We start from the raw sequence: 24,614 nt of genomic DNA on the forward strand, positions 1-24,614 counted from the left end.
CATGAAAACGACGCTTTCAGTGCTGGTAGAAAACCAACCGGGTGTATTGTCTAGAATAGCCGGCCTTTTCAGCCGCCGAGGTTTTAATATTGACAGTTTAGCTGTTGGAACTACAGAAAATCCTGACATATCCAGAATGACTATAGTTGTAGAAGGAGATGAATATGTAGTAGAGCAAGTAAAAAAACAGCTAAACAAATTAGTAGATGTTATAAAAGTGAGTAAAATTATTCCGGAGGATTCGGTTACAAGAGAATTGGTTTTAATAAAAGTTGATGCAGATTCCCACATGAGGTCGGAGATAATTCAAATAGCGGAAATCTTCAGGGCAAGCATTGTGGATGTTAGTCAGAAATCACTTACAATAGAACTTACCGGTGACAAAGATAAAATAGCTGCATTTGAGGAACTCTTGAGACCATTTGGTATAAAGGAATTAGTTAGGACCGGCGTTATCGCCGTAAATAGAGGTGCTAATACCATAAAAATTGAGGAGGAAGTTTAGAATGGCAAAAATGTATTATGACAGCGACGCTGATTTACAATTATTAGAAGGGAAAACAGTTGCTATTATTGGCTATGGAAGTCAAGGGCATGGCCACGCATTGAATTTAAAAGAAAGCGGCATCAATGTAGTTGTAGGCTTATATGAGGGCAGTAAGTCATGGAAAATTGCCGAAGAAGCAGGCCTTAAGGTAAAAACCGTAAGTGAAGCATCTGAGGAAGCCGATATCATAATGATATTAATTCCTGACCACATACAGGGCAGGGTTTACGAGCAGGAAATAAAACCACATTTGAAACCGGGTAATGCCCTTGCATTTGCTCACGGATTTGCTATTGTTTACAGTCAGGTTATACCGCCGGAATATGTCGACGTTTTTATGATTGCACCGAAAGGACCGGGCCATCTTGTAAGAAGGACATATGAGCAAGGCGGAGGCGTTCCGTGTCTGGTAGCAGTTGAACAAGATTATTCAGGGCGAGCTAAAGACATTGCATTGGCTTATGCTAAAGGCATAGGAGGTACTCGTGCAGGTGTTATAGAAACAACCTTTACCGAGGAAACCCAGACCGATTTATTTGGAGAACAATGCGTCTTGTGCGGCGGAGTTTCGGAACTAATCAAAGCTGGATTTGAAACTCTGGTAGAGGCAGGCTTTCAGCCGGAGATAGCATATTTCGAATGTTTACATGAAATGAAACTAATTGTTGACCTGATATATGAAGGCGGTTTAAGCCGGATGAGATACTCAGTCAGTGATACCGCCAAATATGGAGACTTTACCGTAGGTAAACGAATCATCACTGAAGAAACCCGCAAAGAAATGAAAAAGGTGCTTGATGAAATCGTAACAGGACAATTTGCTAAAAACTGGATACTAGAAAATCAAAGCGGCAGACCGGTCTATAGAGCCGTCCAAGCTAAAGAAGCTGAGCATCCTATTGAAAAAGTAGGCGAACAGTTGAGAAGTATGATGCCATGGCTTAAAAAAAATAAGTAGCTGCTGTGCTATTGAATATTAAATACAAGATTACTTATAAGGGGCAGGGCCTTCTTTAAAGTCGCCCTGCCTATAAAATATAACAGTTTATTGAGGATGTTCAATAAAATAAATCAGAATTATCAAAAAAGGTGGTATAAAAATGCCTAGAAAAATAGAAATCTTCGATACCACCCTGAGGGATGGAGAGCAAACTCCTGGAATTTCTTTAAATGTTAAAGAGAAACTTGAAATAGCTCGACAACTGGAAAAACTCTCGGTGGATGTAATAGAGGCGGGTTTTCCCATAGCCTCCAACGGTGATTTTAACGCAGTCAAAGCCATAGCGGAAAATGTAAAAGGGCCGGTTATTACAGGCCTTGCCCGAGCTAATTTTAAAGATATAGACAGAGCTGCAGAGGCATTGAAAGCTGCAGAGCGGCCGCGAATTCATACTTTCATAGCATCATCTCCGATTCATATGAAATACAAGTTGAAAATGACAGAGGAACAAGTTTTAGAAGCTGCAGTAGCCGCAGTAAAAAGGGCTAAATCCTTCGTGGAAGATGTCGAGTTTTCAGCCGAAGACGCATCAAGATCCGATGTAGAATTTCTCTGTAGGTTATTTTCAGCTGCAATTAAGGCAGGTGCTACCGTCATAAATATTCCGGATACAGTAGGGTATACAACTCCCGGAGAATTTGGACAATTAATAAAAACTATTATGGAAAGAGTACCCGAAATTGACAAAGTAAAGGTAAGTGTTCACTGCCATGACGATTTGGGAATGGCTGTTGCTAACTCATTAGAAGCTGTAATTTATGGGGCAACTCAAGTAGAATGTGCGGTAAATGGCCTTGGTGAGCGAGCAGGCAATGCTGCATTAGAAGAAATTGTAATGGCGCTTGATACTCGAAAGGATTTTTATCAGGTCGAACATGGTATAAATACAAAACAGATTTATCGCACAAGTAAAATGGTAAGCACCATAACCGGGATATTCATACAGCCTAATAAAGCTATTGTAGGCGCAAATGCTTTTGCACATGAATCTGGAATCCATCAGCACGGTGTTTTAACAGAAAAATCTACTTACGAAATAATGACTCCGCAGTCTATAGGCCTTACTACTAACACTCTGGTGCTTGGCAAGCATTCAGGCAGACATGCTTTTGCTGAGAGGTTAAAGGAAATGGGATATGAATTGTCGCAAGATGAACTTAACAAAGCATTTGAAAGGTTTAAAGACTTGGCAGACAGGAAGAAGGAGATATCAGATTTGGATATTGAAGCAATAGTTGAAGACCAGGTAATGAAACTTCCACAGCATATTGAATTGGAATGTTTCCAGGTTTCAACAGGCAATAAAGCTATTGCTACTGCAACAGTAAGAGTTAATGTGAACGGTAAGGTTATTGAAGAGGCATCCACCGGTGACGGTCCTATTGATGCAATATATAAAGCCCTTGAACGTGCCTGCAACATGAATTGTAAGCTTGTTGATTATTCAATAAGATCCGTTACTGCAGGAAAAGATGCTTTAGGTGAGGTTACTGTTAGAGTTGAAAAAGATGGAAGAACATTTTTAGGTCGAGGCCTTAGTATAGATATCATAGAAGCTAGTGCAATGGCATATACGAATGCTATGAATAAAACAATGTGGAATAACGGCTACAGCAAACCCCGGGAGGTGGATTAAATGGGGATGACTATTACTCAGAAGATACTTGCCAAACATTCTGGTAAGGATTTTGTGGAACCGGGTGAACTTGTTATGGCTGAAGTTGATTTAGCACTGGCCAATGACATAACTGGACCCGTTGCTATAGAAGAGTTTAAAAAAGCAGGAGGTCATAAAGTTTTTGACCGCGAAAAGATAGCTCTAATTCCCGACCATTTTGCACCAAATAAAGATATTAAATCGGCAGAGCTTTGCAAAACGCTAAGAGAGTTTGCGAAGGCTCAGCAGATTAAACATTACTATGAAGTGGGGCGTATGGGAATAGAACATGCCTTTTTGCCGGAGCAGGGCATTGTCCTTCCTGGAGATTTGGTAATCGGTGCTGATTCACATACATGCACTTATGGAGCCCTTGGGGCTTTTTCCACAGGTGTTGGTTCTACAGACCTTGCATTTGCTATGATGACCGGCAAATGTTGGTTTAAAGTACCGGAAACTATAAAATTTATTTATCACGGGAAACCAAATCCATGGGTAACAGGTAAAGACTTAATTTTGCATACTATAGGAGATATAGGAGTAGATGGAGCATTGTATAAAGCCATGGAATTTACCGGTGATACCATTACACATCTTAATATTGACGAAAGGCTTACGATGTCAAATATGGCCATTGAAGCCGGTGGCAAAAATGGTATCATGGAACCGGACGAGATAACCTTGGAGTATGTTAAAAATAGAGCTAAAAAACCTTATGAGGTGTTTAGAAGCGATCCGGATGCAGCGTATTCGGATATAATAGATTATGATGTTAAAAAAATACAGCCTAAGATCGCATTGCCTCATCTTCCAGAAAATGTGGTCGATGTAGAAGCTGTAGATAATATTGCAATAGATCAAGTAGTTATAGGTTCGTGCACTAATGGAAGGCTGGAAGACATGAGGCTTGCGGCGAAAGTGCTTAAAGGTCATAAGGTTCATCCTTATCTGCGATTAATTATAATCCCTGCAACGCAGCAAGTTTACCAGGACATGATAAAAGAAGGAATTACTGAAATTTTCGTTGATGCTGGTGCAGTTGTAAGTACGCCTACATGTGGGCCTTGTTTGGGCGGATATATGGGAATTCTTGCTAAAGGCGAAAGAGCTGTAGCAACGACTAACAGGAACTTTGTAGGCAGAATGGGCCATCCTGAAAGCGAGGTATACCTTTCAAATCCTGCAGTAGCAGCAGCCTCTGCAGTAAAAGGAAGAATAGCTCATCCCAAGGAGGTGGTTTGCTGTGATATTTAAGGGAAAAGCGTGGATTTATGAAGATAATATCGATACAGATGTAATCATTCCTGCTCGCTATTTAAATACTACAGATCCCAAGGAACTGGCCTCACACTGTATGGAGGACCTGGATCCTGATTTTTCGACAAAAGTTGAAGCCGGGGATATTATTGTTGCAGGAAATAACTTTGGATGCGGGAGTTCCCGGGAGCATGCACCACTAGCTATAAAGTCGGCCGGCATTAGTTGTGTGGTTGCTTCCTCTTTTGCACGAATATTTTACAGAAATTCTATTAATATTGGACTTCCAATTTTAGAATGTAAAGATTGTAATAAAAAAATAAAAACAGGTGATATACTAGAAATCGACACAGACAAGGGTATTATAAGCAATATAACTTCCGGAGAAATATTCGAAGCAAGGCCATTTCCGGAATTCATAAAAGGTATAATAAATGCAGGCGGGCTTATGAATTACGCAAAAGAGGTGGACGAAAAATGCAGACAATAGCCCTTCTCCCGGGTGACGGCATAGGGCCTGAAATAATTGACGAAGCAGTCAAGGTTTTGAGAGCTATAGAGGCAAAATATGATTTAAAATTCCAGTTTAAAGAGAGTTTAGTAGGAGGTGCATCTGTAGATATTTACGGAACTCCTCTTACAGAAGATACATTGGCTCTTTGTAAAGATTGTGATGCGATTTTATTTGGAGCAGTGGGAGGACCTAAATGGGATGGATTACCAAAGGAACTTCGGCCTGAACAGGCTATTTTAGGTCTTAGAAAAAGTCTTGGTCTTTATGCAAATCTTAGGTCTGTGATTCTCTTTAATGCTCTTTCAGCTGCCTCGCCGATAAAAAAAGAAATTATCGGTGAAGAACTGGATATTATGATAGTTCGTGAGCTTACAGGAGGACTTTATTTTGGTAAACCTAAAGGAATAGAGAGAACTCATGATAAGACACGAGCTTTTGATACTATGGAGTATACGGATGAAGAGATAAAGCGAGTGGCTCGTATTGCCTTTGAAGCAGCCCAACGCAGGCAGAAACGCCTTACTTCGGTAGATAAGGCTAATGTCCTTGAAACCTCACGATTGTGGAGGACTATTGTAACTGACATGGCTGCTGATTACCCTGATGTAAAACTTTGCCATATGTATGTAGATAATTGTTCGATGCAGCTTGTGCTAAACCCTGGTCAGTTTGATGTGATTTTAACTGAGAATACTTTTGGAGATATATTAAGCGACGAAGCATCAGTTTTGACGGGTTCGATAGGCATGCTGCCGTCAGCTAGCGTAGGTGACGGCAAACCGTATCTTTATGAACCAATACACGGGTCTGCACCTGACATAGCGGGTAGCGGCAAAGCAAATCCTATTGCCTGTATTTTATCGGCCGCAATGATGCTGGAATATTCTTTCGGGGCCAAAGATGCCGCATCAGCGATAAGAAATGCGGTAGAAAAAGCTTTAAACGAAGGATATAGGACTTTTGACATTCAAGTTGGAGCAAAAAAAGTTATATCAACTTCGGAAATGGGAGATATTATTGTTAAAAATTTATAGTTGTATTTTCTTGAATTAGATGGTATAATTTAAGCTAATATATTTTATTTCGTTTTTAAAAGCTGTGAAGAGAAGAGTAGCGGTTTTTTTCAGACTAAAGAGAGTCGGATAAGGTGAAAGCCGATGTTTGAAATGACCGGTGAAAATCATCTCGGAGCTGCCAGAGTGAACTTTAAAGTAATTCTGGCCGGGTTCCCTGTAAGAGGGAAATAGGTCACCGTTAAAATGACCGGGTATCGGGCGAATGCCCCGTACCTATTGAGATTTATACCGCGAGGTATAAATGAATACAGGGTGGTAACGCGAGATCCTTCGCCCCTTTTATAAGGGTTAGGCGTAGGATCTTTTTTATTCTTTAAGGTTCTAAATGCAGTTTCAAATTACTAAACTAGTAATTTTTAGGAAATTGTCGATTATAAACTTGTGTTTTATACTACTTTGCAGTTGACATAATTTTAATATTTATTACCATAAAAGAAGGTGAGAAAATGACTGGTGCAGAACTTTTGTTAAAAACATTAGATGAGTTGGGTATTGATACCATTTTTGGCTTTCCAGGCGGTTCGGCTTTGCCGATTTATGATGCCCTTTATAACTATAAAAGAATAAGACATATACGAACCGTCCACGAACAGGGAGCAGCGCATGCCGCAGATGGATATGCAAGGGCAACTGGGAAAGTTGGAGTAGTTCTAAGCACCTCCGGTCCTGGAGCCACAAACTTAGTTACAGGTATTGCCAATGCTTATATGGATTCGGTACCTATGTTGGCTTTCACAGGGCAGGTTGCTTTAGACCTCCTGGGCAAAGATTCATTTCAAGAGGTGGACATTACGGGGGTTACCCTTCCAATTACAAAACACAGTTTCTTAATTAGAGATAAAAAGGATATTGCAAAGAAAGTCAAAGAAGCATTTCATATTGCAACGACAGGAAGACCTGGACCTGTGCTGGTAGACTTACCCAAAAACATAATGGCCGAACAGGTTAATGAAGATGAAATAAGAAGAGACATGAATGGATTTATTGCAACTTATTCTTTGAAACAACATTTGCCGGAGAACTTCAAGATATTACTTGAAAAAGCTGCCACTATGATTGAAAAAGCCGAAAGGCCGGTTATATATGCCGGCGGTGGAATTATAAACTCTGACGCCACTGCGGAGTTATTAAGACTAGCTGAAAAAATAAATGCACCGGTAACAACTACCCTAATGGGTATTTCGGGTTTTCCCACAGAACATCCTCTCTGCTTAGGCATGCTAGGTATGCATGGCACTGCTTATGCTAATATGGCAGTTACCGAGTGCGATTTACTGTTGGCTTTGGGAGCGCGATTTGATGACAGAGTTACCGGTAATGTAAAAAAATTTGCACCGAATGCAAAGATTATTCATGTTGATATTGATATGGCTGAATTAGGTAAAAATATAGATATAGATTTGGGAATCAAGGGAGATGTAAAGCAGTTTTTAACGGAAATATTAGAAATACTTTCCCAAAAGAAAAATGAACAATGGATAAAAACAGTGGCGAATTGGAAGGAATCTTACCCACTTAAATATTGCTCAAAAGGCTTAAAACCTCAGTATGTAGTAGAAGAAATTTGCCGACAAACCCAAGGAGAAGCTATTATTGTAACTGAAGTAGGCCAACATCAGATGTGGGCAGCACAATTTTACAAATTTAAGGAACCAAGAAGTTTTGTATCTTCAGGCGGATTGGGTACCATGGGCTTTGGACTGCCGGCAGCCATTGGAGCTAAACTTGGAAGACCGGATAAAGTTGTGTTTAATATTGCAGGAGATGGCAGCTTTGAAATGAACTGTCATGAATTGATAACTGCTGCCAGATACAATATTCCGGTTATAACGGTGATATTCAACAATCGTAGTCTTGGAATGGTTAGGCAGTGGCAAGAACTGTTCTTCGATGAAAGATATTCCCATGTATATTTAGATGGTGCCGATGTTGATTATGTAAAATTAGCCGAAGCTTGTGGCGTAAGAGGTTATGAGGTTACTGAAAAAAGCGACTTACCGAAAATAATAAAACAAGCCGTAGAAATCCAAGAACCTGCTGTGATAGATGTAAGAATAGATCCCAAGGAGAATGTTATGCCGATGGTTCCAGCAGGCAAGGCTATAAATGAAATGATGGGTTTTGATTAATTTTCTTAAATATAATCTGAGATATGAGTATAAAACATTTTGCCATATTTTTCTTATGAGCAAACATTAACTATATAACTATGAAGGAGGAAGCTTTACATGAGTATTCAAGTTTATGTAAACGGTCAGTACTTTCCAAAGGAAGAAGCCAAAATTTCTGTATTCGACCATGGATTCTTATACGGTGATGGAGTTTTTGAAGGTATAAGGGCATATGGCGGTAAGGTATTTAGGCTTAATGAGCATATAGATAGGTTGTATAACGGTGCACGAGGAATAATGATTGACATTCCTTTGAAAAAAGAAGAGATGGCTGAAGTTGTTTTAGAAACTCTTCGCAGAAATGAGCTGAAAGATGCATATATACGGCTAGTAATATCCCGTGGAACCGGCGATTTAGGTCTTGACCCAAGAAAGTGCAAAACTCCGACAATTATATGTATTACAGATAAGATAGTGCTTTATCCTGAAGAGCTTTACAATAAAGGGATGGAAATAATTACAGCGGCTACTAGAAGAAATAGACCTGAGGGTGTGAATCCTCAAATGAAATCACTAAACTATCTAAATAATATAATGGCAAAACTAGAGGCGAATTTAGCTGGAGCTCCTGAAGCCATGTTGTTGAACAATGAAGACTATGTAGCAGAGTGCACAGGCGATAATATCTTTATTGTCAAAGACGGTGTGCTAATAACTCCACCACCTTATGTCGGTATTTTGGTTGGAATAACAAGAAATGCTATTATGGAATTAGCGGAAAAAATAGGGATAAAAGTGGAAGAAAAAGTATTTACCAGATATGAAGTCTTCACTGCCGATGAATGCTTTTTATCAGGTACAGCTGCCGAAGCTGTTCCAGTAGTAAAAGTAGACGGACGACAAATCGCAGATGGCAAACCCGGGCCAATCACCAATAAAATCTTAAAAGAATTTAAAGAACTCATTAAAACCGAAGGAACAGAAATATATTCATAAATATCAAACTGCTCAACGGGATAGAAATCGTAATTCCAATTCAAAAACCTTAATTTTTCAATTTAATTATCAACCAGTAGGGGCGGTCATCGACCGCCCGTTTTTTACAACAAAAACATTAAATATTAAATAGATATTTTTACGTCAAAACTGACTTTCTACAGTAGAATCAATTATAATATATGAAACCAATGAAAAATATATAAATAAACTCCCAACAATACAGAAATGCAACCGTAGGGGCGGTCATCGACCGCCCACCTTTTTTTATATCTTATAAAATATTAGATGCAAAATATCCGGCTGCCCCTGCAGTTATGAAAAACTCCGGTTCCAAATCAATGCCTCTGCCCATGGTCGATAAATGAAAGTCAAAGCATGAAAGGTTTTCTAAAACTGATGAAGTTTCTTTAACATAGACAATCTCATGTTTTTTATCAATTTCATTTTGTGTGATTTGCTTTTTAACATAGTCCATTCTATCTTGTTCCATTACCGGTATGACCACTTCAGCCCGAGTTTTGGCAATTTCCTTAAGCACAAGGATACTATGGTGACTGATGCCATGGTGTCTAATTCTTTTATCAGCAAAGCTTATTCTGGGGATGAAAATCGGTCTACCGCCAAGAGTATTTACCGCATCTATAATTGGCCCCTGTTCGATACCGGAAAACCCATATTTTGTCCCTGTTCCGGTTATACCGGGTCCCATAGCCACAACTGCTATATCTGATTTTAAAATATCAAATGCGGTTATCAAAGCCGTATAAATATTAACTGCCTCAAAATCACCACCGAAAGCTTGACCAAAGGTGATGGTGCCATTGATTAATTCTTTTTGTTTTAAATAAGCTATACTTTTACTAAAGCTTATAGGCAAAGCTCCGCCATCAGTCATTATATAAGATACACACGCATCCGGTCGATTTCTTTTTATATTAAAAACCACCGGCGGCAGCATACTGTGAAGTTCGCCGATTATTACAGGTTTTCCTTGAAGACTTTTAAAATCATTAAAAATGTGATGATAAGGACTTTGCTGCTCCTCAGCACTTAAAACGGAAAATTGAAGAGGGGTATACCGAAGCTTCATTATATGACCTATTTCTTTAGTGAAAGGGAAAAAAGTATTACCATCATTAACAGATACTACGAAATGGTATCCGCCACTTCCCAGTTTTAAATCTTGTGCTGTTGTATTTAAAAGCACGTAGTCTCCGGCCTTAACCGAACCTGTTAAACAGTCATAATTTACTGCATTGTACTCTTTGTTATTAATAATAACTGTTATTTCAGTGCAGCCTTCTCTTTTTTGTATAATATCTTTTACCTTAGCCTTTGTATAGTTAATCATAAATACCTCACGATCTTCCCAGATTATCCAGATAATTCAAAAAGCGATTGTTTTTAATCAAATCAGTCAGTGAATATTTTTCCGTAAGAACATGTATTCCTATAAGAAATGCCAGAACCAAAATTTTTACATATAGACCAAAAGTAGAAGTGATTAAGACACCAATTGAGATACCTAGCACATTAGAACCGGCATCTCCCATCATACATCTTGCCTTTAAGTCATAAGGCATGTAGCCGATAATAATGCCTAGCAAAGGCACAAAAGGCAATATTGCAGCAGCTTTTTGGATGATAACTAATCCAAGTGATATGACAAGGAAAGAAAAAATATAAACCTTGATAGCTCTGCCCGGTCTTAAGTCCAGCAAGTTAAAGAAGTTAGTAAAAAGTGCTATGGTTAGCGCACTTATAACAGCTTCCGAAAAATTTGAAGTAAGAGTTGAACTGATGATAAATGAAACGAGAAGCCCTACAATAGCCTTTAAAGCCCCTGTATTAAGTCTACCTGTAAATAAACTTTTAAAATGCCCCTTAAACCCCAGAACATCTCGGCTACCTAGCATATCATCAATAAAACCAATAAAACTTGCTGCTGTAATGGCAAATTGAAGCAAGAGTGCATCTGCAGAATCGTGCTTAAACAACAATAAGAATAAGGTGTACCATAACAAGGTGTATATGGGAAACATAATGCCGATTCCTTGGGGTATCATATCACCTTTATAATTTTTTACGAGCCTGCCGCTTCTCTCAAACAAATCAATAAAGGCAGGAGTCAGAGCATAACTTACAATGGCAGCGGAAATAAAAATCATGAACCTGTACATGTATATCAATATATCGCCCTCCTTAAAGTTGTTAGGAGATTTCTAAAATTATGCGATTATCAACTTAAGGTCTTCAGAATATACCATAATTAATCATTTTAGAAATTAATACCTTCAGAATATGCCAAAACTGTTTTCCCCTATGCAAAAAACCTTTCAAATCTCTGCCCGTCACATCATGATACATATCCACATCAACTTCTTTTACCGTATAACCTTTTTTAAGTATGTCAATTAGCATTCCGACTTCTATTCCAAAGCCTTCAGGAATAGTTCCGATGTCATTTAGAACATCCTTCTTAAAGGCTCTTTGTCCGGATAAAGCACTTGTCACTTCTTTTCCGGTAAAAAATCTTACACCATAAAAAGCGAGAGCTTTGACAAAGCCAAATCCCCTCTTTTTGCTAGGCGGTTTAAACTTTGCAATTGTCACATCGGCTTCGCCTTTTAAAATCGGTAAAACAAGTTTATATACTTCACTGGAGCTTGCCTGCAAGTCTGCATCTAAAAAAACCAAAATATCACCGTCGATACTCTTGAGGCCCTCTCTAAGTGCGCTGCCTTTTCCCATATTTTTGTTTAAGCTCAAGACCTTAGCACCGGCATTTGATGCTTTGATGCCGGTTTGATCGGATGAGCCATCATCAATTACCAAGATTTCTAGATCCACCTGATTTTCTGCACAAAAAGTATCTTTAAAATACTCAAGGCCTTTTATAGTCTGTTCGATATTTTTTTCTTCATTAAAAGCCGGTATTAATACACTAACCTTCACCTGCTTTTTCCTCCTCGCTCAAAAAAGGCATAAGGGAATTAGCGCTTTTCTTAACGCCATAATGTCCTTCTTTTCCGGTCATAACTAAGACCAAGGAAGTTTGACCTATAATAGTGTCTACATTATCAACAGTTGACAACTTTTCTTTTTTATAGATGTCGATATAAGAGTTTTCCACATCGGTAATTTCCACACCTACAATAGGCAAGGATAATTTTTTCATTTCCCTAATCAAAGGAATATCTATTACCTCATGTTTATTATCTTGTGCATGACTGCCACCGGCCATTACAACATAATCGGCAGGATTTTGCAAATCTCCACTTACATAAATAATGCCTTTTTCAATCAAGAATGCAATGTCATCTGCATTATCTTTTCCAGCTGCAGTTTCTGCGATTTTTTTAAGAATAACCGGAACAATATTTTCGCTGATGCCGAAATGCTCCATTAATTGATTTTGCTCTTCATCACTTATATAAAGAAGTTTTTCACTTATTATGGTTACGGAAGTGACATCGGCACCTGCCATCTTTAATGCTTGTCTCATGTCGGTATATATGTAATCATCAGTAGTTTCAATTGTTACAACATGTAAATCAGATAACTTATTCTTAATATAATCGGGGAATATATTTTCAATATAAGTCTTATTTAATTCGTTAGAACTTGAAAGCTGCTTTATTTCATTTTGAAGATCAAGGTTGACTCGGTTGAGCTCATCAAATTTATCTTCCATTTTTTGAACAGTAATTTCTTGCTGCTCAAAGATGATTTTCTGAGAGTCCACTTGGATACCGATTAAAATACCTATACCAAGTGCCAAAAAAATAGATATTACAGTAATAACTAAATATTTTATATTAATAAACATGTCTTTGCTCCTTTAGGGTAAAAGCATTTTTAATCTAAGCTCCAAAAGCTTTATTGCATGCTTGATGGGAGGAGAAATGGTAGAAATTACAATAATAGGAACCATTGCGGCGGCAAAAAGACTTATCATATAAGAAGGTTTTAATTTTTGATTATAGAGCTTACTTACGCCCTTAGCATCCACTAAAATGGAACCGATTTTTAACCTGACCAAAAAAGTGCTACCCATGCCTTTGCGACCTTTTTCCAAAAAATCAATCATACTTGAGTGCGTTCCTACGGCTACTATCAAATCAGCTCCTTTTTCATATGCTAAAAGCATGGCGATATCTTCGCTTGTACCCGGAGATTTAAAAGTCACCGCATCAAGACCTAATGCCTGCACTCTTGCAAGACCGGGAGCTCTGCCGTCAGGATAAGCATGAACTATGATATCTTTGCATATTTTTAAGGCATTATCAGATACACTATCCATATCCCCTATGATAATATCCGGAATATAACCATATTCCAAGAGAGCATCAGCACCACCGTCCACACCAACCAAGACAGGTTTTACCTCGTCAATATACGTCTTTATGGCAGCTAAATCCTCTTTATAATTATTGCCACGTACAACAATCAAAACATGTCTGTCTTTAATAGTTGTTTTAACTTCGGGTATTTCAACTCCGCCCATTATTAAATACTTTTCTTTTTTGGCATATTCCAAGGTATTATTTATAAATTGCTCTAGAGAGTTTTCAATGTTTTGCCTGGCCAATTCTAGCTTTGCTTTAACTATGTCAGGTTTAAGAAATTCTCCCTTGGCAATCAATTTATTATCAACATAGATTGCACCATTATCTTCAATAGTAACAACTGAGCCTTCTTTAAGGGACATTATTTGTTCTCCAACATTATCTAAAACTGGAATATTTGCATCTAAAAGTATACTTGGGCCGGGATTCGGGTAGCGGCCGGTGATGGATTTTGCCGAATTTACTACAGCTTTAACCTTGCAACCTACTAAACCCAAAGCACCAACCTCATCGATATCTTCATGGTTTATTATCGCAATATCACCCGGTTTCAATCGTTTAACGAGGTTTTTAGTTCGATAATCAATCTTTGCAGTGCCGATAATAGGCATTTACTACACCCCTAAACATAAGCTTGTTTCAAATCTATTCTAATATAATTTAACATAATAAAGCTGTCATCTCAACTCTTCAAAAACTCAGCATTTTGTTGCAAGGGATATCTTAGATTGGTATAATAGCGATATATAATGATAATATAGTTTGTTATATAAATGGCGGAGGGCATATGAAAAAAAGCATTGCTTTATTCCTTATAACAGCAATAGTCATCCTTATTATACCCTATTATGGATATTCAGCTTCATCCTCACAAAAAAAAGTTATAATGTGTATGCTTGACAATATAAATTATGAAGACCTTACTACTTATGGTCAAGACAATATAAAATATATATTGGAAAATGGAGCATTAGGCCTTATGAATACAAATTCAGGAGGTTCTTATACGGTTGCCAATGCATACGCTACAATTGGTGCAGGTTCTTATGCAGTAAGTTCAGCCTACGGAAGCTATGCAGGGGAATACGATGATTTATTTTACCATGAACCGATAAATATGGTTTACAAGAGAAATACTGGAAAAGAAATGAAGCAGGGTAATATCGCAAATATAGATATTTTAGGGCTTAAACGGCAAAATGAAAAATTAAAACGCCCTGTTAAAATAGGTCTCTTAGGGTCCCTTCTCAATGAGCATGGATACAAAACAGCTCTGATAGGCAACGAGAGCACCAGCCTTGATGATATTACAAGAAATGCTTCAATGATAACCATGGACAGCGATGGAATTACAGATTTAGGCAAGGTTGATCAAAGCCTCTTAATTAAAGATTTTATGAGCCCTTTTGGAATAAAAACAAATTATGATGCATTGTACCAGGCTTATAAAGATGTAGAAGAGAAAGCTGACTTTATTGTAATTCAGACAGGAGATACTTACAGATTAAATAAATATATGTATATTTCCGATGAAAGACATAAAGAAAGCAAAACAGATATATTTAAAGATGTTGACGAATTCTTAGGGAAAATAATAAAGGATATCGATAGCGATACACTTTTGATGCTAGTAACCCCTTTTCCTTCCGGAGACGATATTGCGATTGGTAAAAAGCTAACACCTGTGATAGTGCTTAATGAGTCAATTCCTAAAGGAGTGCTGACATCTGCTACAACAAAAAGAGATGGTATTATTACCAATACAGATTTAACGGCTCATATAGTCGATTATTTTGGGATTAACAAAAGTCCTTTCATGATAGGCCATAAATTGATTTCAAAAAATATGGATAAGCCTTTGGAATACCTGACAAAAATAAATGAAATTACTGCTTTTAATTATAAAATCCGTTCAACTGTGGTAAAGGCCTATATTGGTTGTATTATCGCTATTCTTTTGATGTTTCTTATCTTCATAACCTATTTTAAGGAACATCTGCACTATATAAAACCTTTACTTATTGCAGTCCTTATAACACCTACCGTATTGCTTGTTTTGCCGATACTAAATCCGTGGAATACGACAAAACTTGCTTTAAGCTTAGTTGTGAGCGCATTGACATTAAGCCTTATTATTACTTATTTTTTAAAAGACAACTTGCAAATATTTATAGTTACATGTTTTACTTCAACAGGTATTATACTGTTGGATACCTTCCTCAAGAACCCATTAATGAAGGTTTCGATTCTGGGTTATGATCCTATTGTTGGAGCAAGGTTTTATGGGATTGGCAATGAGTATATGGGATTTTTGTTGGGGACAACCATTATCGGGACTGCTGCACTAATAGACCGTCATAGGAACAATAAGAACATCATGAAAGCATTAAGTATTGCTATATATGTGGTCATACTTTTAACCTTGATGGCACCGACTTTTGGAACTAACGTAGGCGGTTCTATGGCGGCATTTGTTGGTTTCGGAGTAGCAACTATTTTGAACTTAAAAGGCAAAATAACCAAAAAAGATTTAATTATTCTTGCATGCTTTTTAATAATAGGTTTGTTTGCACTCTTTATTTATGATGGGATGAGACCTTCGCAGTTACAATCACATATAGGTCAAACAAGTTTGCTTATAAAGCATAGCAGCTTTATTGCACTCTTTCAGATATTCTGGAGAAAGCTCTCCATGAACTATAAGCTTATAAGATACTCTACATGGACATGGGTGCTTTTTGCAACCATGGCCACTTTGGGAATACTTTTTAAATGGCCCGTGGGCATCTTGAAAGAAATCTTTCGCAAACATAACTATCTATATTTTGGGTTCATATCCGGTATAATCGGAACTTTGGCCGCTCTTGCTTTTAATGATTCCGGAGTAGTAGCAGCGGCTATGTTCATGATACCCATTACAATTCCTTTGATTATGATGTGCATTGATGAAGAGATAGCAAGTCAAAAATAAACGTAACTCAACATTTAAACGGAGGTATAAATTTATGAGTAAAGATATTGTAAAACCATCAACTTTACCGGGCTTTTTAGAACTATTGCCCCAAGACCAGATACTATTTAATGAGATTAAAGATAGTATTAGAAATACATATGAGAAACATGGGTTTATTCCTATTGATACTCCCTTGATTGAAAAATCGGAAATATTACTGGCAAAAGGTGGGGGAGAGACAGAAAAACAGATATATCGTTTTACCAAAGGCGATACAGATATGGCTCTTAGATTTGACCTTACAGTACCATTGGCTAGATATGTAGCACAGCATTTCTCAGAGCTGACTTTTCCGTTTCGCAGATATCATATAGGCAAGGTTTACAGAGGAGAGAAAAGTCAGCGGGGAAGATTTAGGGAGTTTTATCAATGCGATGTGGACATTATTGGCAACGGCAAGCTCAATGTAATTTATGATGCCGAAATTTTAAGCATAATATATTATACTTTTAAAAACCTCGGTTTTGAAAATTTTACTATAAAAATAAATAACAGAAAAATCTTAAACGGATTTTTTAGTTCCTTAGGTATAACAAATTCTGTAGAAGTTTTAAGAACCATTGACAAACTGGAGAAAATCGGTGAAAAAGGCGTAATTGATGAACTTATTAATCTCGGCTTATCACGGGATGCCGTTACAAAGATTTTAAAGTTTATTCAAATAAGGGGAAATGATGAAGAAAAACTTCAATCACTAAAATCCCTTAATATCGAGTCTCAAATCTTCCAGGAAGGTATAAAAGAGCTTATAACGGTAACTAATTATACAAAAATTTTTGGCGTGCCGGAGAAAAACTACACCATAGACTTAACTATTGCTCGTGGATTGGATTACTATACAGGCACAGTTTATGAGACTTTTCTTGATGATTACCCCGAAATAGGTAGTGTGTGTTCCGGCGGCAGGTATGAAAATCTTGCGGAATACTATACCACTCAAAAATTGCCCGGCGTTGGAGTTTCCATAGGATTAACCCGCTTATTTTATCAGCTAAAAGAAGCGGGGCTGCTCGAAAATGATACACCGTCAACATTCACAAAAGTGCTTATTATACCAATGGATGAAAGCTTTAACGGCTATGCTATAAAGATTGCCAATACCTTAAGGGAGAATAATATAATCTCTGAGGTGTATTTTGAAGATGCCAAGATTGGCAAGAAGTTAAACTACGCAAACAATCTCAATATTCCTTATACCATATTTATAGGAGAAGAAGAAGTCAAAAACCAGATGGTTTCTCTAAAAAATATGAAAACAGGCTCTCAAGAGCTTGTTACTATAGATGATGTTATCAAAACCGTAAAGTAAACGTAAAAAAGCAGCCATGGTAAAAGCTTTAAACCATGGCTGCTTTTTTACGGCAGAATCAATTTATTATATATTTTTTGATATTGGAAGCTCTGTTTATTTGAAGTAAATAATATGTTAAACTGTATTAAAGAATTTTATCAAATTTATGGGAATTTAAGTTTGCTTTTACGGGTGTTAATTTAAAAAATAAAAAAATATTATACGAGGAGGTAAAAGCATTGAAAATACTTATAAAAAACGCTCAAGTTTTGGTTTTTGAGGGTGAAAAGGCAGTAGTAAAAAAAGCTGATATAGGTATAGAAGGTTCAAGGATTGTGCAAATTGGCGAGGTTAAAGCTGATTTCGATGCTCAAAGGGTTATTGACGCAACTAATATGCTGGCCATGCCAGGCCTTATCAACACACATACACATCTATCGATGAATCTTTTCAGAAATTATGCAGATGATATGCCATTATGGGATTGGCTTACAAAAAAGATATGGCCATTGGAAGAAAAGTTAACTGCCGAGGCTGTTTACTGGGGGTCGACTCTGGGGATTGCTGAGCTCATAAAAAGCGGTGTAACTGGATTCCTTGATATGTATTTCTTTGCGGAAGAGACGATAAAAGTTGTTTTAGATACTGGCATCAGGGCCTATATTGCAAGGGGATTAACAGATGAAGAGGAAGGCAAAGAAGCTCACCTTGAGGAAACTCGTGAACTCTATCAAAAATATCATGAAAAAGAAGGCAGGATTAAAATATTTGCCGGTCCACATGCTCCGTATACCTGCAGTCCCCGCTACCTCGAAAAAGTGAGAGCTCTTTCGGATGAGCTAAGTATAGGCATACATATACATCTTTCTGAAACCCAAAAAGAGGTAGACGAAAGTATCGAAAAGTGGGGAAAGACTCCAATTAAGCATGTTTATGATTTGGGAATTTTTGAAAGACCTACCATTGCTGCACATTGTGTCCATGTTAATGATAATGATATTGAAATTCTTGCAAACTGCAAAGTTAGCGTGGCACATAACCCTACAAGCAACTTAAAACTTGCTAGTGGATTTGCGCCAATAGAGAAAATGCTAAAAGCCAATGTAAATGTAGCATTAGGTACAGATGGCGCATCGTCCAACAATAATCTTAATATGTTTGAAGAAATGCATTTGGCGTCTATTATAAACAAATGTGTAAACAGCGATGCCACATCGGTTCCGGCAGAAGCTGTAATTAAAATGGCTACAATCAATGGTGCTAAGGCTTTAGGTGTAGAGAAGGAACTGGGAAGCATTAAGGTTGGTAAAAAGGCAGATATAATACTGATTGATTTAAATAAACCTCATCTTTGCCCGCTACACAATCCTCTTTCAGCTATCTGTTATTCGGCTCAAGGCTCCGATGTTCATACGGTTATAGTCGATGGAAATATATTGATGGAAAACTATGAGTTAAAGACCATAGATGTTGAGAAGGCTATGTATAAAACTGCTGAGTGCTCTCGAAAATTAATTGAATCTTAGGGGGAAGTAGGAAGTGGTGAAAGTAGAAAAAGCCATCATAGGTGGAACGGGTGTATATGAAATCGGTAAATCCTCTCAACAAAAAATCAAAACTGAATATGGTTCGGTCATTGTTGATATTGTAAAGACAAGCAATGGCACAGAGATTGCTTTTTTGGCACGACATGGCAAAGGTCACTCAACGCCTCCGCACTTAATAAATTACAGAGCCAACATGAAGGCTTTAAAGAATTTAGGCGTAAAGTACATATATGCCACCGGCGCCGTTGGGTCTTGTAATGAAAACTTTGCGCCCGGTGATGTAGTAATGTTAAAAGATTTTATGGATTTTACAAAAACTCGCCCCCTAACATTTTATGAAGGCAGTGAAACTGGTGTTGCACATGTAGCTATGGATGCTCCCTATTGCCGGAATTTACGAGAGAAATTCTTAAATAGTGCACAAAAGACAGGCCTTGAAATAAAGGGTGATGCTGTTTATGTATGTACAGAGGGTCCAAGGTTTGAAACAGCCAGTGAAATAAAAATGTATAAAATGCTGGGGGCAGATGTAGTCGGCATGACTAATGTACCCGAAGTGGTGCTTGCCAAGGAACTGGGCATGTGTTACCAGGCACTAGGAATAATTACTAATTGGTGCACAGGTATTAAGGGTGCAGTCATAGACCACGATATTACGGACATAGTGGAAAAAAATAAGCAGCTTATTACTGAAACTTTTATGCTTGCATTAACAGGTCAAGAACTTTCTCAGGATAATTGCAATTGCAAGGCTTCTTTATTAAAATTATGACCGCCCTTGGCTAAGCTGTTTTTTGAGGTATTAGGATTGGTAATATGCGAAAAGCCAAAGTAATTAAGAATGATGGTATAAAAATAATCATAAAATTATATTATAGGGGTGGGGGGTATACGGAAAAGCTTATAATGTTAAGTCCGGGGAAAACGACCTCAATCAGCTTAGCTGCTCAACTTGAATAAGTTTTCGGTCAATATCAATATACCAAAGTCAAGCCATATTGTTTAAAGGATGATATTGAGATTAATCCAGGAAAGAAAATCGGGTATTTTTTCTATTGTAAGGCTAATAGGAGCTCTAGCGATATCAGAAAATTTAAAAAAGGAGGTGCTTTGAATTTACTGGCTTTATACCTTATAAATAAAGCACTTTGTTATGATACAGTTTAATTTTTACATTATCAAAAAGGGTATAGAATTGATCGGATTGAAAAGGAGAAACTTGCAACTGAATTTATATCTAACCAAAACAATCCAAATATATTCCAATATCTATTTTTGATTTATATCAAACATATTTAGCAGTTAAAAAGAAGTTCGCCCTTGGTATGCGAAAATCTAAAAAAATATAAGGGGGGATCTTTGTGAAAAAAGTTAGTTTGTCTGTAAGGATTTTTATTGGATTGCTGTTAGGTGTGCTGGCAGGTCTTATGCTTCAATCGTCACCAGCGGTTGCAACAACATATATTAAACCCTTGGGGACTTTGTTTTTAAATCTCATCAAAATGATTATAGTCCCTTTAGTCTTATCTTCATTAGTAGTAGGAAGTGCTAGCACTGGTGATGTTGGAAAGCTTGGCAGAATTGGTATCAAAACTTTGACTTATTATTTAATTACTACTGCTCTGGCTGTTATGTTGGGGTTATTTCTTGCTAATGTTTTAAACCCAGGTTTTGGCTTAAGTATTCCTTTGGATGCAACAGCCGAAGCCAAGGAAATTCCTTCTATGGTAGATACGTTGCTAAATATCATCCCAACAAACCCCATCCAAGCTATGGCTAATGCTAATATGCTTCAAATTATTGTTTTTGCTATATTTTTGGGAGTTGCGATTACTTTGGTGGGTGATAAGGGTAAACCATTCCTTGCTTTTTTTGATAGCATGGCAGAAGTATGTTATAAGATAGTGGCCATAATAATGGAATTTGCACCTATCGGGGTTTTCGGCCTAATTACTCCTGTCATAACAGAACATGGAGTATCAGCACTACTCCCGCTATTGAAGGTTATAATTGCGGTTTATCTTAGCTGTTTCATCCATGCTATTGTAGTTTATTCCGGTACAGTTTATATTTCTGCAAAGATGAGCCCTGCTACGTTTTTTAAAGGTGCGGCTCCTGCGATGATGCTTGCTTTTACTACAAGTTCCAGCTCAGGAACACTGCCTGTTACTATGAAATGTGCAGAGGATAATTTAGGGGTTCCGAAATCCATAGGCAGTTTTGTGCTTCCCTTAGGAGCTACAATAAATATGGATGGAACGGCTTTATACCAAGGAGTATGTGCACTATTTGTAGCTCAAGTTTATGGTATGGACCTTACAATTGTTGAACAGATGACGATAGTATTAACAGCTACTTTGGCTTCAATCGGTACTGCTGGAGTTCCTGGTGGAGGACTTATCATGCTTACAATGGTTCTCCAATCGGTAGGCCTTCCCTTAGAAGGTATAGCTCTTATTGGCGGAATTGACAGAATTCTCGATATGGCAAGAACTTGTATTAACATAACCGGTGATATGGCCTGTGCTGTATTAGTATCATCTACTGAAGGAGAGTTGCAAAAACCTGCTCAAAAATCAATTTAAGTTTAAATCTTTGGGATTTAAAAAACATCGGTAAAAGATGCAATTGACTTTGCAAGAGCTTGTTATGTTATCTAAACATTTTTTATTTATAGTTACTTAAATATTCAGACGGGTTTCCTCTAAAGAAGACATTCGTTTTTCTATCTTCGTTTCAATCGATGAATAACTTTCCCAATATGATTGTAATAGTAAGATTTCTTTGTTAAAATTATGATTGTAATACAGGCCTCAATTTAGTTTGAGAAATAGAAACAGATGATTCTTGCTTTAATTGGAAGAAAGCTGTTAAGCAGTTTTCCAAGAACTGTATTATAGGTAAAAATTTATTATTGGAGGAATAACATTGGGTAAAGACTACGGTTTTGATACCCTTTCAATACATGGAGGAGCAGAGGAAAACCACCCTAAAAATGCTTTAAACCCCCCAATATTTATGACTTCTACATATGTTTTTGATGATGTAAAAGATGCTGAAGATATCATGAACTTTGAAAAGCAAGGTTTTATATATACCCGCGGCAATAATCCCACATTACAGCTTTTTGAGAAAAGAATGGCCGCTTTAGAAGAGGGTGAGGATGCTGTTGCATTCGCATCGGGGATGGCGGCTATATCCTCGGTTTTGTTTTCTTTGCTTTCACCGAAAGATAATGTGGTAGTACACAAGACACTGTATGGTTCCAGTTTTACTGTAACACATAAGCTCCTTCCCAAATATCATATAGATTGTAAAAGTGTAGATTTTACTGAACCAAAGGCAGTTGAAGGGGCTATAGATAAAAATACAAAGGTTTTGTATTTTGAAACACCGGCAAATCCGAATCTTGCCATCATCGACATACAACAGATAGTAAGGATAGCAAAGGCTTATGGTGTCAAAGTTGTTGTGGATAATACCTTTGCCACACCTTATTTCCAAAGGCCTCTTGCTTTCGGCGCTGATGTGGTAGTTCACAGCGCAACCAAGTACATTTGCGGTCACGGCGATGCCCTTGGCGGTGTTGCGGTATCAAAGGATGCTGATTACATAAAAAAGCTGAAGTTTGACTACATGTGCGAATTCGGCGGTGTTATGAGTCCTTTTAATGCTTGGCTGATGCTCAGGGGTTTAAAAACATTAGGCTTAAGGATGCGCCAGCATGAGGCCAATGCCATGGCGATTGCAGAGTATTTGAAAAGTCACGATAGCATTGCAGAAGTTTTTTATCCGGGCCTTGCCGACTTTAGAGGCCATGAGCTTGCAAAAAGGCAAATGGACGGGTTTGGCGCTGTAATGAGCTTTGAAGTTAAAGGCGGCCTGAAAGCGGCAAAACGATTTATAAACAGTGTAAAGCTTGCTAAAATTGCAGTAAGTTTGGGCGACTGTGAAACATTGATAGAACTTCCGGCTGCTATGACCCATGCCGGATATCCGAAAGCAAGGCTGCAGGAATTCGGCCTTACAGATAGTATGGTTAGATTATCTGTTGGGATTGAAAATGTTAAGGATATTATCGAAGATTTGGACAATGCCTTAAAAGTCTAAAGAACTTAAAAAATATCGATTTTGGCGGAGGTCTATGGATTTATGAAAAATAAAAAATATGAAGATGCGGCAAAGGTAAAATTAGGAATATTTTCCTGGTTTGGATTTGTAATGCCATTACCAGCTAGGCTTAAGCTTATTAAAAGCGCCGGTTTTGACGCAACTTCGCTTTGGTGGGAAGATGAGCAGGGACACCCAAACATATCAAAAGATGAAATGCCAAAGATGGTAAGGGAATCCGGTTTAACATTGGAAAATATCCATGCTCCATTTACTAATTCCAGTGACTTGTGGAGTGAAAACTTGTCGGCTCGCAAAAAGATTTTAAGAGAGCATATGATTTGGCTGGAAGATTGCGCAAAACATGATATTCCAATTATGGTAATGCATATCATGGAAAATGAAATTCCTAAACTGAATAAGTATGGCATTGAAAGCATATCATACCTTACAAAAAAAGCCGAAGAATATAAAATAAAAATTGCGCTGGAAAATACAAAACTAACCGGTGGTATCCCCTTCGTATTATCTGAAATACAATCGGATTACTTAGGCCTTTGCTACGACAGTTCCCATGCAAGATTAAATGGCGAGGAAGCCTTATTGAAGGATTTTGGTCATAGATTGATAGCCTTGCATATTTCTGATAACGACGGTCAAAAGGACAGGCACTGGCTTCCTGGAAATGGAATTATCGATTGGAATAAGTTTTTAGAATCATTTCCAAAAGACAGTTACTCAGGAAATCTAACTTTAGAAGTGTGTCCGACTGAAGAAGAGATAAATGCTGGCCCCAATGAGTTCTTATTAAAGGGATTTAAAAGGATTTCAAGCTTGGCAAGCGGTTAAATTTTGGATTATATTTCTATAAAATCATAATGTAAAAAATATTTTCTAAAAATGCAATTGATAGCAGTGCTATTATGCTTTCTTATAATATAATACATAATACAGAACTTTAGATATTAAAAAAATCTTCCTTATGACAGCTTTGTAGGCTGTAGTTACTATTCAGAGGTCGAAAACTACTTGTCATCCCAAACGCAGTGAAGGATCTTTGTAAGGATTAAATAAGATTCTTCGCTGCGATCAGAATGACAGTAATATATGTATAATAACAGCGTTATATAGTAAAATGGCAGC

General features: G+C 37.5%; 20 protein-coding genes and 1 other annotated feature. Of the genes, 15 read left to right on the plus strand and 5 right to left on the minus strand.

Going from position 1 to position 24,614, the window contains the following annotated elements:
* Window position 1 precedes the first annotated feature (1 nt).
* The 8 genes from ilvN to ilvE all read left to right on the plus strand — a co-directional run bounded on the left by ilvN (window position 2) and on the right by ilvE (window position 9,158).
* Window positions 2-505 carry an acetolactate synthase small subunit gene (gene ilvN, locus BUC45_RS09395; protein WP_013778992.1) on the plus strand — a complete coding sequence of 168 codons (504 nt, stop codon included), beginning with the start codon at window positions 2-4 and terminating at the stop codon, window positions 503-505.
* Between the two features lies 1 nt (window position 506).
* Window positions 507-1,505, plus strand: a complete 999-nt coding sequence (ilvC, locus tag BUC45_RS09400) for a ketol-acid reductoisomerase (protein WP_296971855.1) — start codon at window positions 507-509, stop codon at window positions 1,503-1,505.
* 142 nt (window positions 1,506-1,647) lie between these two features.
* On the plus strand, window positions 1,648-3,183 hold the full coding sequence (locus BUC45_RS09405; protein ID WP_296971857.1) for a 2-isopropylmalate synthase: 1,536 nt from the start codon (window positions 1,648-1,650) through the stop codon (window positions 3,181-3,183).
* Window positions 3,184-4,458, plus strand: coding sequence for a 3-isopropylmalate dehydratase large subunit (gene leuC, locus BUC45_RS09410; RefSeq protein ID WP_296971860.1), 1,275 nt, complete (start codon window positions 3,184-3,186; stop codon window positions 4,456-4,458). It begins immediately after the preceding gene.
* Window positions 4,448-4,951 carry a 3-isopropylmalate dehydratase small subunit gene (gene leuD / locus BUC45_RS09415; protein WP_296971861.1) on the plus strand — a complete coding sequence of 168 codons (504 nt, stop codon included), beginning with the start codon at window positions 4,448-4,450 and terminating at the stop codon, window positions 4,949-4,951. Before leuC ends, leuD begins: the two co-directional genes overlap by 11 nt.
* Window positions 4,939-6,009, plus strand: a complete 1,071-nt coding sequence (leuB, locus tag BUC45_RS09420) for a 3-isopropylmalate dehydrogenase (protein ID WP_296971862.1) — start codon at window positions 4,939-4,941, stop codon at window positions 6,007-6,009. The genes leuD and leuB overlap by 13 nt, the downstream gene beginning before the upstream one ends.
* A gap of 55 nt (window positions 6,010-6,064) precedes the next feature.
* Window positions 6,065-6,332: a binding site (T-box leader), on the plus strand.
* Between the two features lie 165 nt (window positions 6,333-6,497).
* Window positions 6,498-8,180, plus strand: coding sequence for a biosynthetic-type acetolactate synthase large subunit (gene ilvB / locus BUC45_RS09425; RefSeq protein WP_296971864.1), 1,683 nt, complete (start codon window positions 6,498-6,500; stop codon window positions 8,178-8,180).
* 99 nt (window positions 8,181-8,279) lie between these two features.
* Window positions 8,280-9,158, plus strand: coding sequence for a branched-chain-amino-acid transaminase (gene ilvE / locus BUC45_RS09430; protein ID WP_296971865.1), 879 nt, complete (start codon window positions 8,280-8,282; stop codon window positions 9,156-9,158).
* Window positions 9,159-9,432: 274 nt separating this feature from the next.
* On the opposite strand, the gene BUC45_RS09435 is transcribed toward ilvE, so the two are convergent.
* The 5 genes from BUC45_RS09435 to steA all read right to left on the minus strand — a co-directional run bounded on the left by BUC45_RS09435 (window position 9,433) and on the right by steA (window position 14,121).
* A complete protein-coding gene (locus BUC45_RS09435) occupies window positions 9,433-10,512 on the minus strand; it encodes a DUF3866 family protein (protein WP_296971867.1) in 1,080 nt (359 codons plus the stop codon).
* Between the two features lie 7 nt (window positions 10,513-10,519).
* A complete protein-coding gene (locus BUC45_RS09440) occupies window positions 10,520-11,341 on the minus strand; it encodes a glycosyltransferase (RefSeq protein ID WP_296972002.1) in 822 nt (273 codons plus the stop codon).
* A 73-nt stretch (window positions 11,342-11,414) separates the two neighbouring features.
* Window positions 11,415-12,116, minus strand: coding sequence for a glycosyltransferase family 2 protein (locus BUC45_RS09445; RefSeq protein WP_296971869.1), 702 nt, complete (start codon window positions 12,114-12,116; stop codon window positions 11,415-11,417).
* On the minus strand, window positions 12,106-12,990 hold the full coding sequence (locus BUC45_RS09450) for a copper transporter (protein ID WP_296971871.1): 885 nt from the start codon (window positions 12,988-12,990) through the stop codon (window positions 12,106-12,108). The genes BUC45_RS09445 and BUC45_RS09450 overlap by 11 nt, the downstream gene beginning before the upstream one ends.
* Before the next feature lie 12 nt (window positions 12,991-13,002).
* Window positions 13,003-14,121 carry a putative cytokinetic ring protein SteA gene (steA, locus tag BUC45_RS09455; protein WP_296971873.1) on the minus strand — a complete coding sequence of 373 codons (1,119 nt, stop codon included), beginning with the start codon at window positions 14,119-14,121 and terminating at the stop codon, window positions 13,003-13,005.
* Between the two features lie 176 nt (window positions 14,122-14,297).
* Here steA and BUC45_RS09460 point away from each other — a divergent pair, with 176 nt between their 5' ends.
* The 7 genes from BUC45_RS09460 (at window position 14,298) to BUC45_RS09490 (ending at window position 24,320) form a co-directional block, all read left to right on the plus strand.
* Window positions 14,298-16,481, plus strand: a complete 2,184-nt coding sequence (locus BUC45_RS09460) for a phosphoglyceromutase (protein WP_296971874.1) — start codon at window positions 14,298-14,300, stop codon at window positions 16,479-16,481.
* Between the two features lie 34 nt (window positions 16,482-16,515).
* A complete protein-coding gene (gene hisS / locus BUC45_RS09465) occupies window positions 16,516-17,832 on the plus strand; it encodes a histidine--tRNA ligase (protein WP_296971876.1) in 1,317 nt (438 codons plus the stop codon).
* Between the two features lie 221 nt (window positions 17,833-18,053).
* Window positions 18,054-19,340, plus strand: a complete 1,287-nt coding sequence (locus BUC45_RS09470) for an amidohydrolase (protein ID WP_296971878.1) — start codon at window positions 18,054-18,056, stop codon at window positions 19,338-19,340.
* Between the two features lie 13 nt (window positions 19,341-19,353).
* Complete coding sequence (locus BUC45_RS09475; RefSeq protein WP_296971880.1) at window positions 19,354-20,133, plus strand: MTAP family purine nucleoside phosphorylase; 780 nt, start codon at window positions 19,354-19,356, stop codon at window positions 20,131-20,133.
* 589 nt (window positions 20,134-20,722) lie between these two features.
* The gene (locus BUC45_RS09480) at window positions 20,723-21,946 is read left to right on the plus strand and encodes a dicarboxylate/amino acid:cation symporter (protein WP_296971883.1); all 1,224 of its coding nucleotides are present in this window, start codon (window positions 20,723-20,725) and stop codon (window positions 21,944-21,946) included.
* Window positions 21,947-22,283: 337 nt separating this feature from the next.
* Window positions 22,284-23,471, plus strand: a complete 1,188-nt coding sequence (locus BUC45_RS09485) for a PLP-dependent aspartate aminotransferase family protein (protein WP_366750111.1) — start codon at window positions 22,284-22,286, stop codon at window positions 23,469-23,471.
* 42 nt (window positions 23,472-23,513) lie between these two features.
* Window positions 23,514-24,320 (plus strand): sugar phosphate isomerase/epimerase, encoded by an 807-nt coding sequence (locus BUC45_RS09490; RefSeq protein WP_296971887.1) that lies wholly within the window; start codon window positions 23,514-23,516, stop codon window positions 24,318-24,320.
* Window positions 24,321-24,614 lie beyond the last annotated feature (294 nt).

The sequence above is a fragment of the Tepidanaerobacter sp. EBM-38 genome, assembly GCA_001896545.1.
GTDB lineage: Bacteria > Bacillota > Thermosediminibacteria > Thermosediminibacterales > Tepidanaerobacteraceae > Tepidanaerobacter.

Excerpts from the sequence above, each read along its gene's own strand:
- ilvN (WP_013778992.1), top strand. The coding sequence starts at position 2 with ATGAAAACGACGCTTTCAGTGCTGGTAGAAAACCAACCGGGTGTATTG.
- ilvC (WP_296971855.1), top strand. The coding sequence starts at position 507 with ATGGCAAAAATGTATTATGACAGCGACGCTGATTTACAATTATTAGAA.
- BUC45_RS09405 (WP_296971857.1), top strand. The coding sequence starts at position 1,648 with ATGCCTAGAAAAATAGAAATCTTCGATACCACCCTGAGGGATGGAGAG.
- leuC (WP_296971860.1), top strand. The coding sequence starts at position 3,184 with ATGGGGATGACTATTACTCAGAAGATACTTGCCAAACATTCTGGTAAG.
- leuB (WP_296971862.1), top strand. The coding sequence starts at position 4,939 with ATGCAGACAATAGCCCTTCTCCCGGGTGACGGCATAGGGCCTGAAATA.
- ilvB (WP_296971864.1), top strand. The coding sequence starts at position 6,498 with ATGACTGGTGCAGAACTTTTGTTAAAAACATTAGATGAGTTGGGTATT.
- ilvE (WP_296971865.1), top strand. The coding sequence starts at position 8,280 with ATGAGTATTCAAGTTTATGTAAACGGTCAGTACTTTCCAAAGGAAGAA.
- BUC45_RS09435 (WP_296971867.1), bottom strand. The coding sequence starts at position 10,512 with ATGATTAACTATACAAAGGCTAAGGTAAAAGATATTATACAAAAAAGA.
- BUC45_RS09440 (WP_296972002.1), bottom strand. The coding sequence starts at position 11,341 with ATGTACAGGTTCATGATTTTTATTTCCGCTGCCATTGTAAGTTATGCT.
- BUC45_RS09450 (WP_296971871.1), bottom strand. The coding sequence starts at position 12,990 with ATGTTTATTAATATAAAATATTTAGTTATTACTGTAATATCTATTTTT.
- steA (WP_296971873.1), bottom strand. The coding sequence starts at position 14,121 with ATGCCTATTATCGGCACTGCAAAGATTGATTATCGAACTAAAAACCTC.
- BUC45_RS09460 (WP_296971874.1), top strand. The coding sequence starts at position 14,298 with ATGAAAAAAAGCATTGCTTTATTCCTTATAACAGCAATAGTCATCCTT.
- hisS (WP_296971876.1), top strand. The coding sequence starts at position 16,516 with ATGAGTAAAGATATTGTAAAACCATCAACTTTACCGGGCTTTTTAGAA.
- BUC45_RS09490 (WP_296971887.1), top strand. The coding sequence starts at position 23,514 with ATGAAAAATAAAAAATATGAAGATGCGGCAAAGGTAAAATTAGGAATA.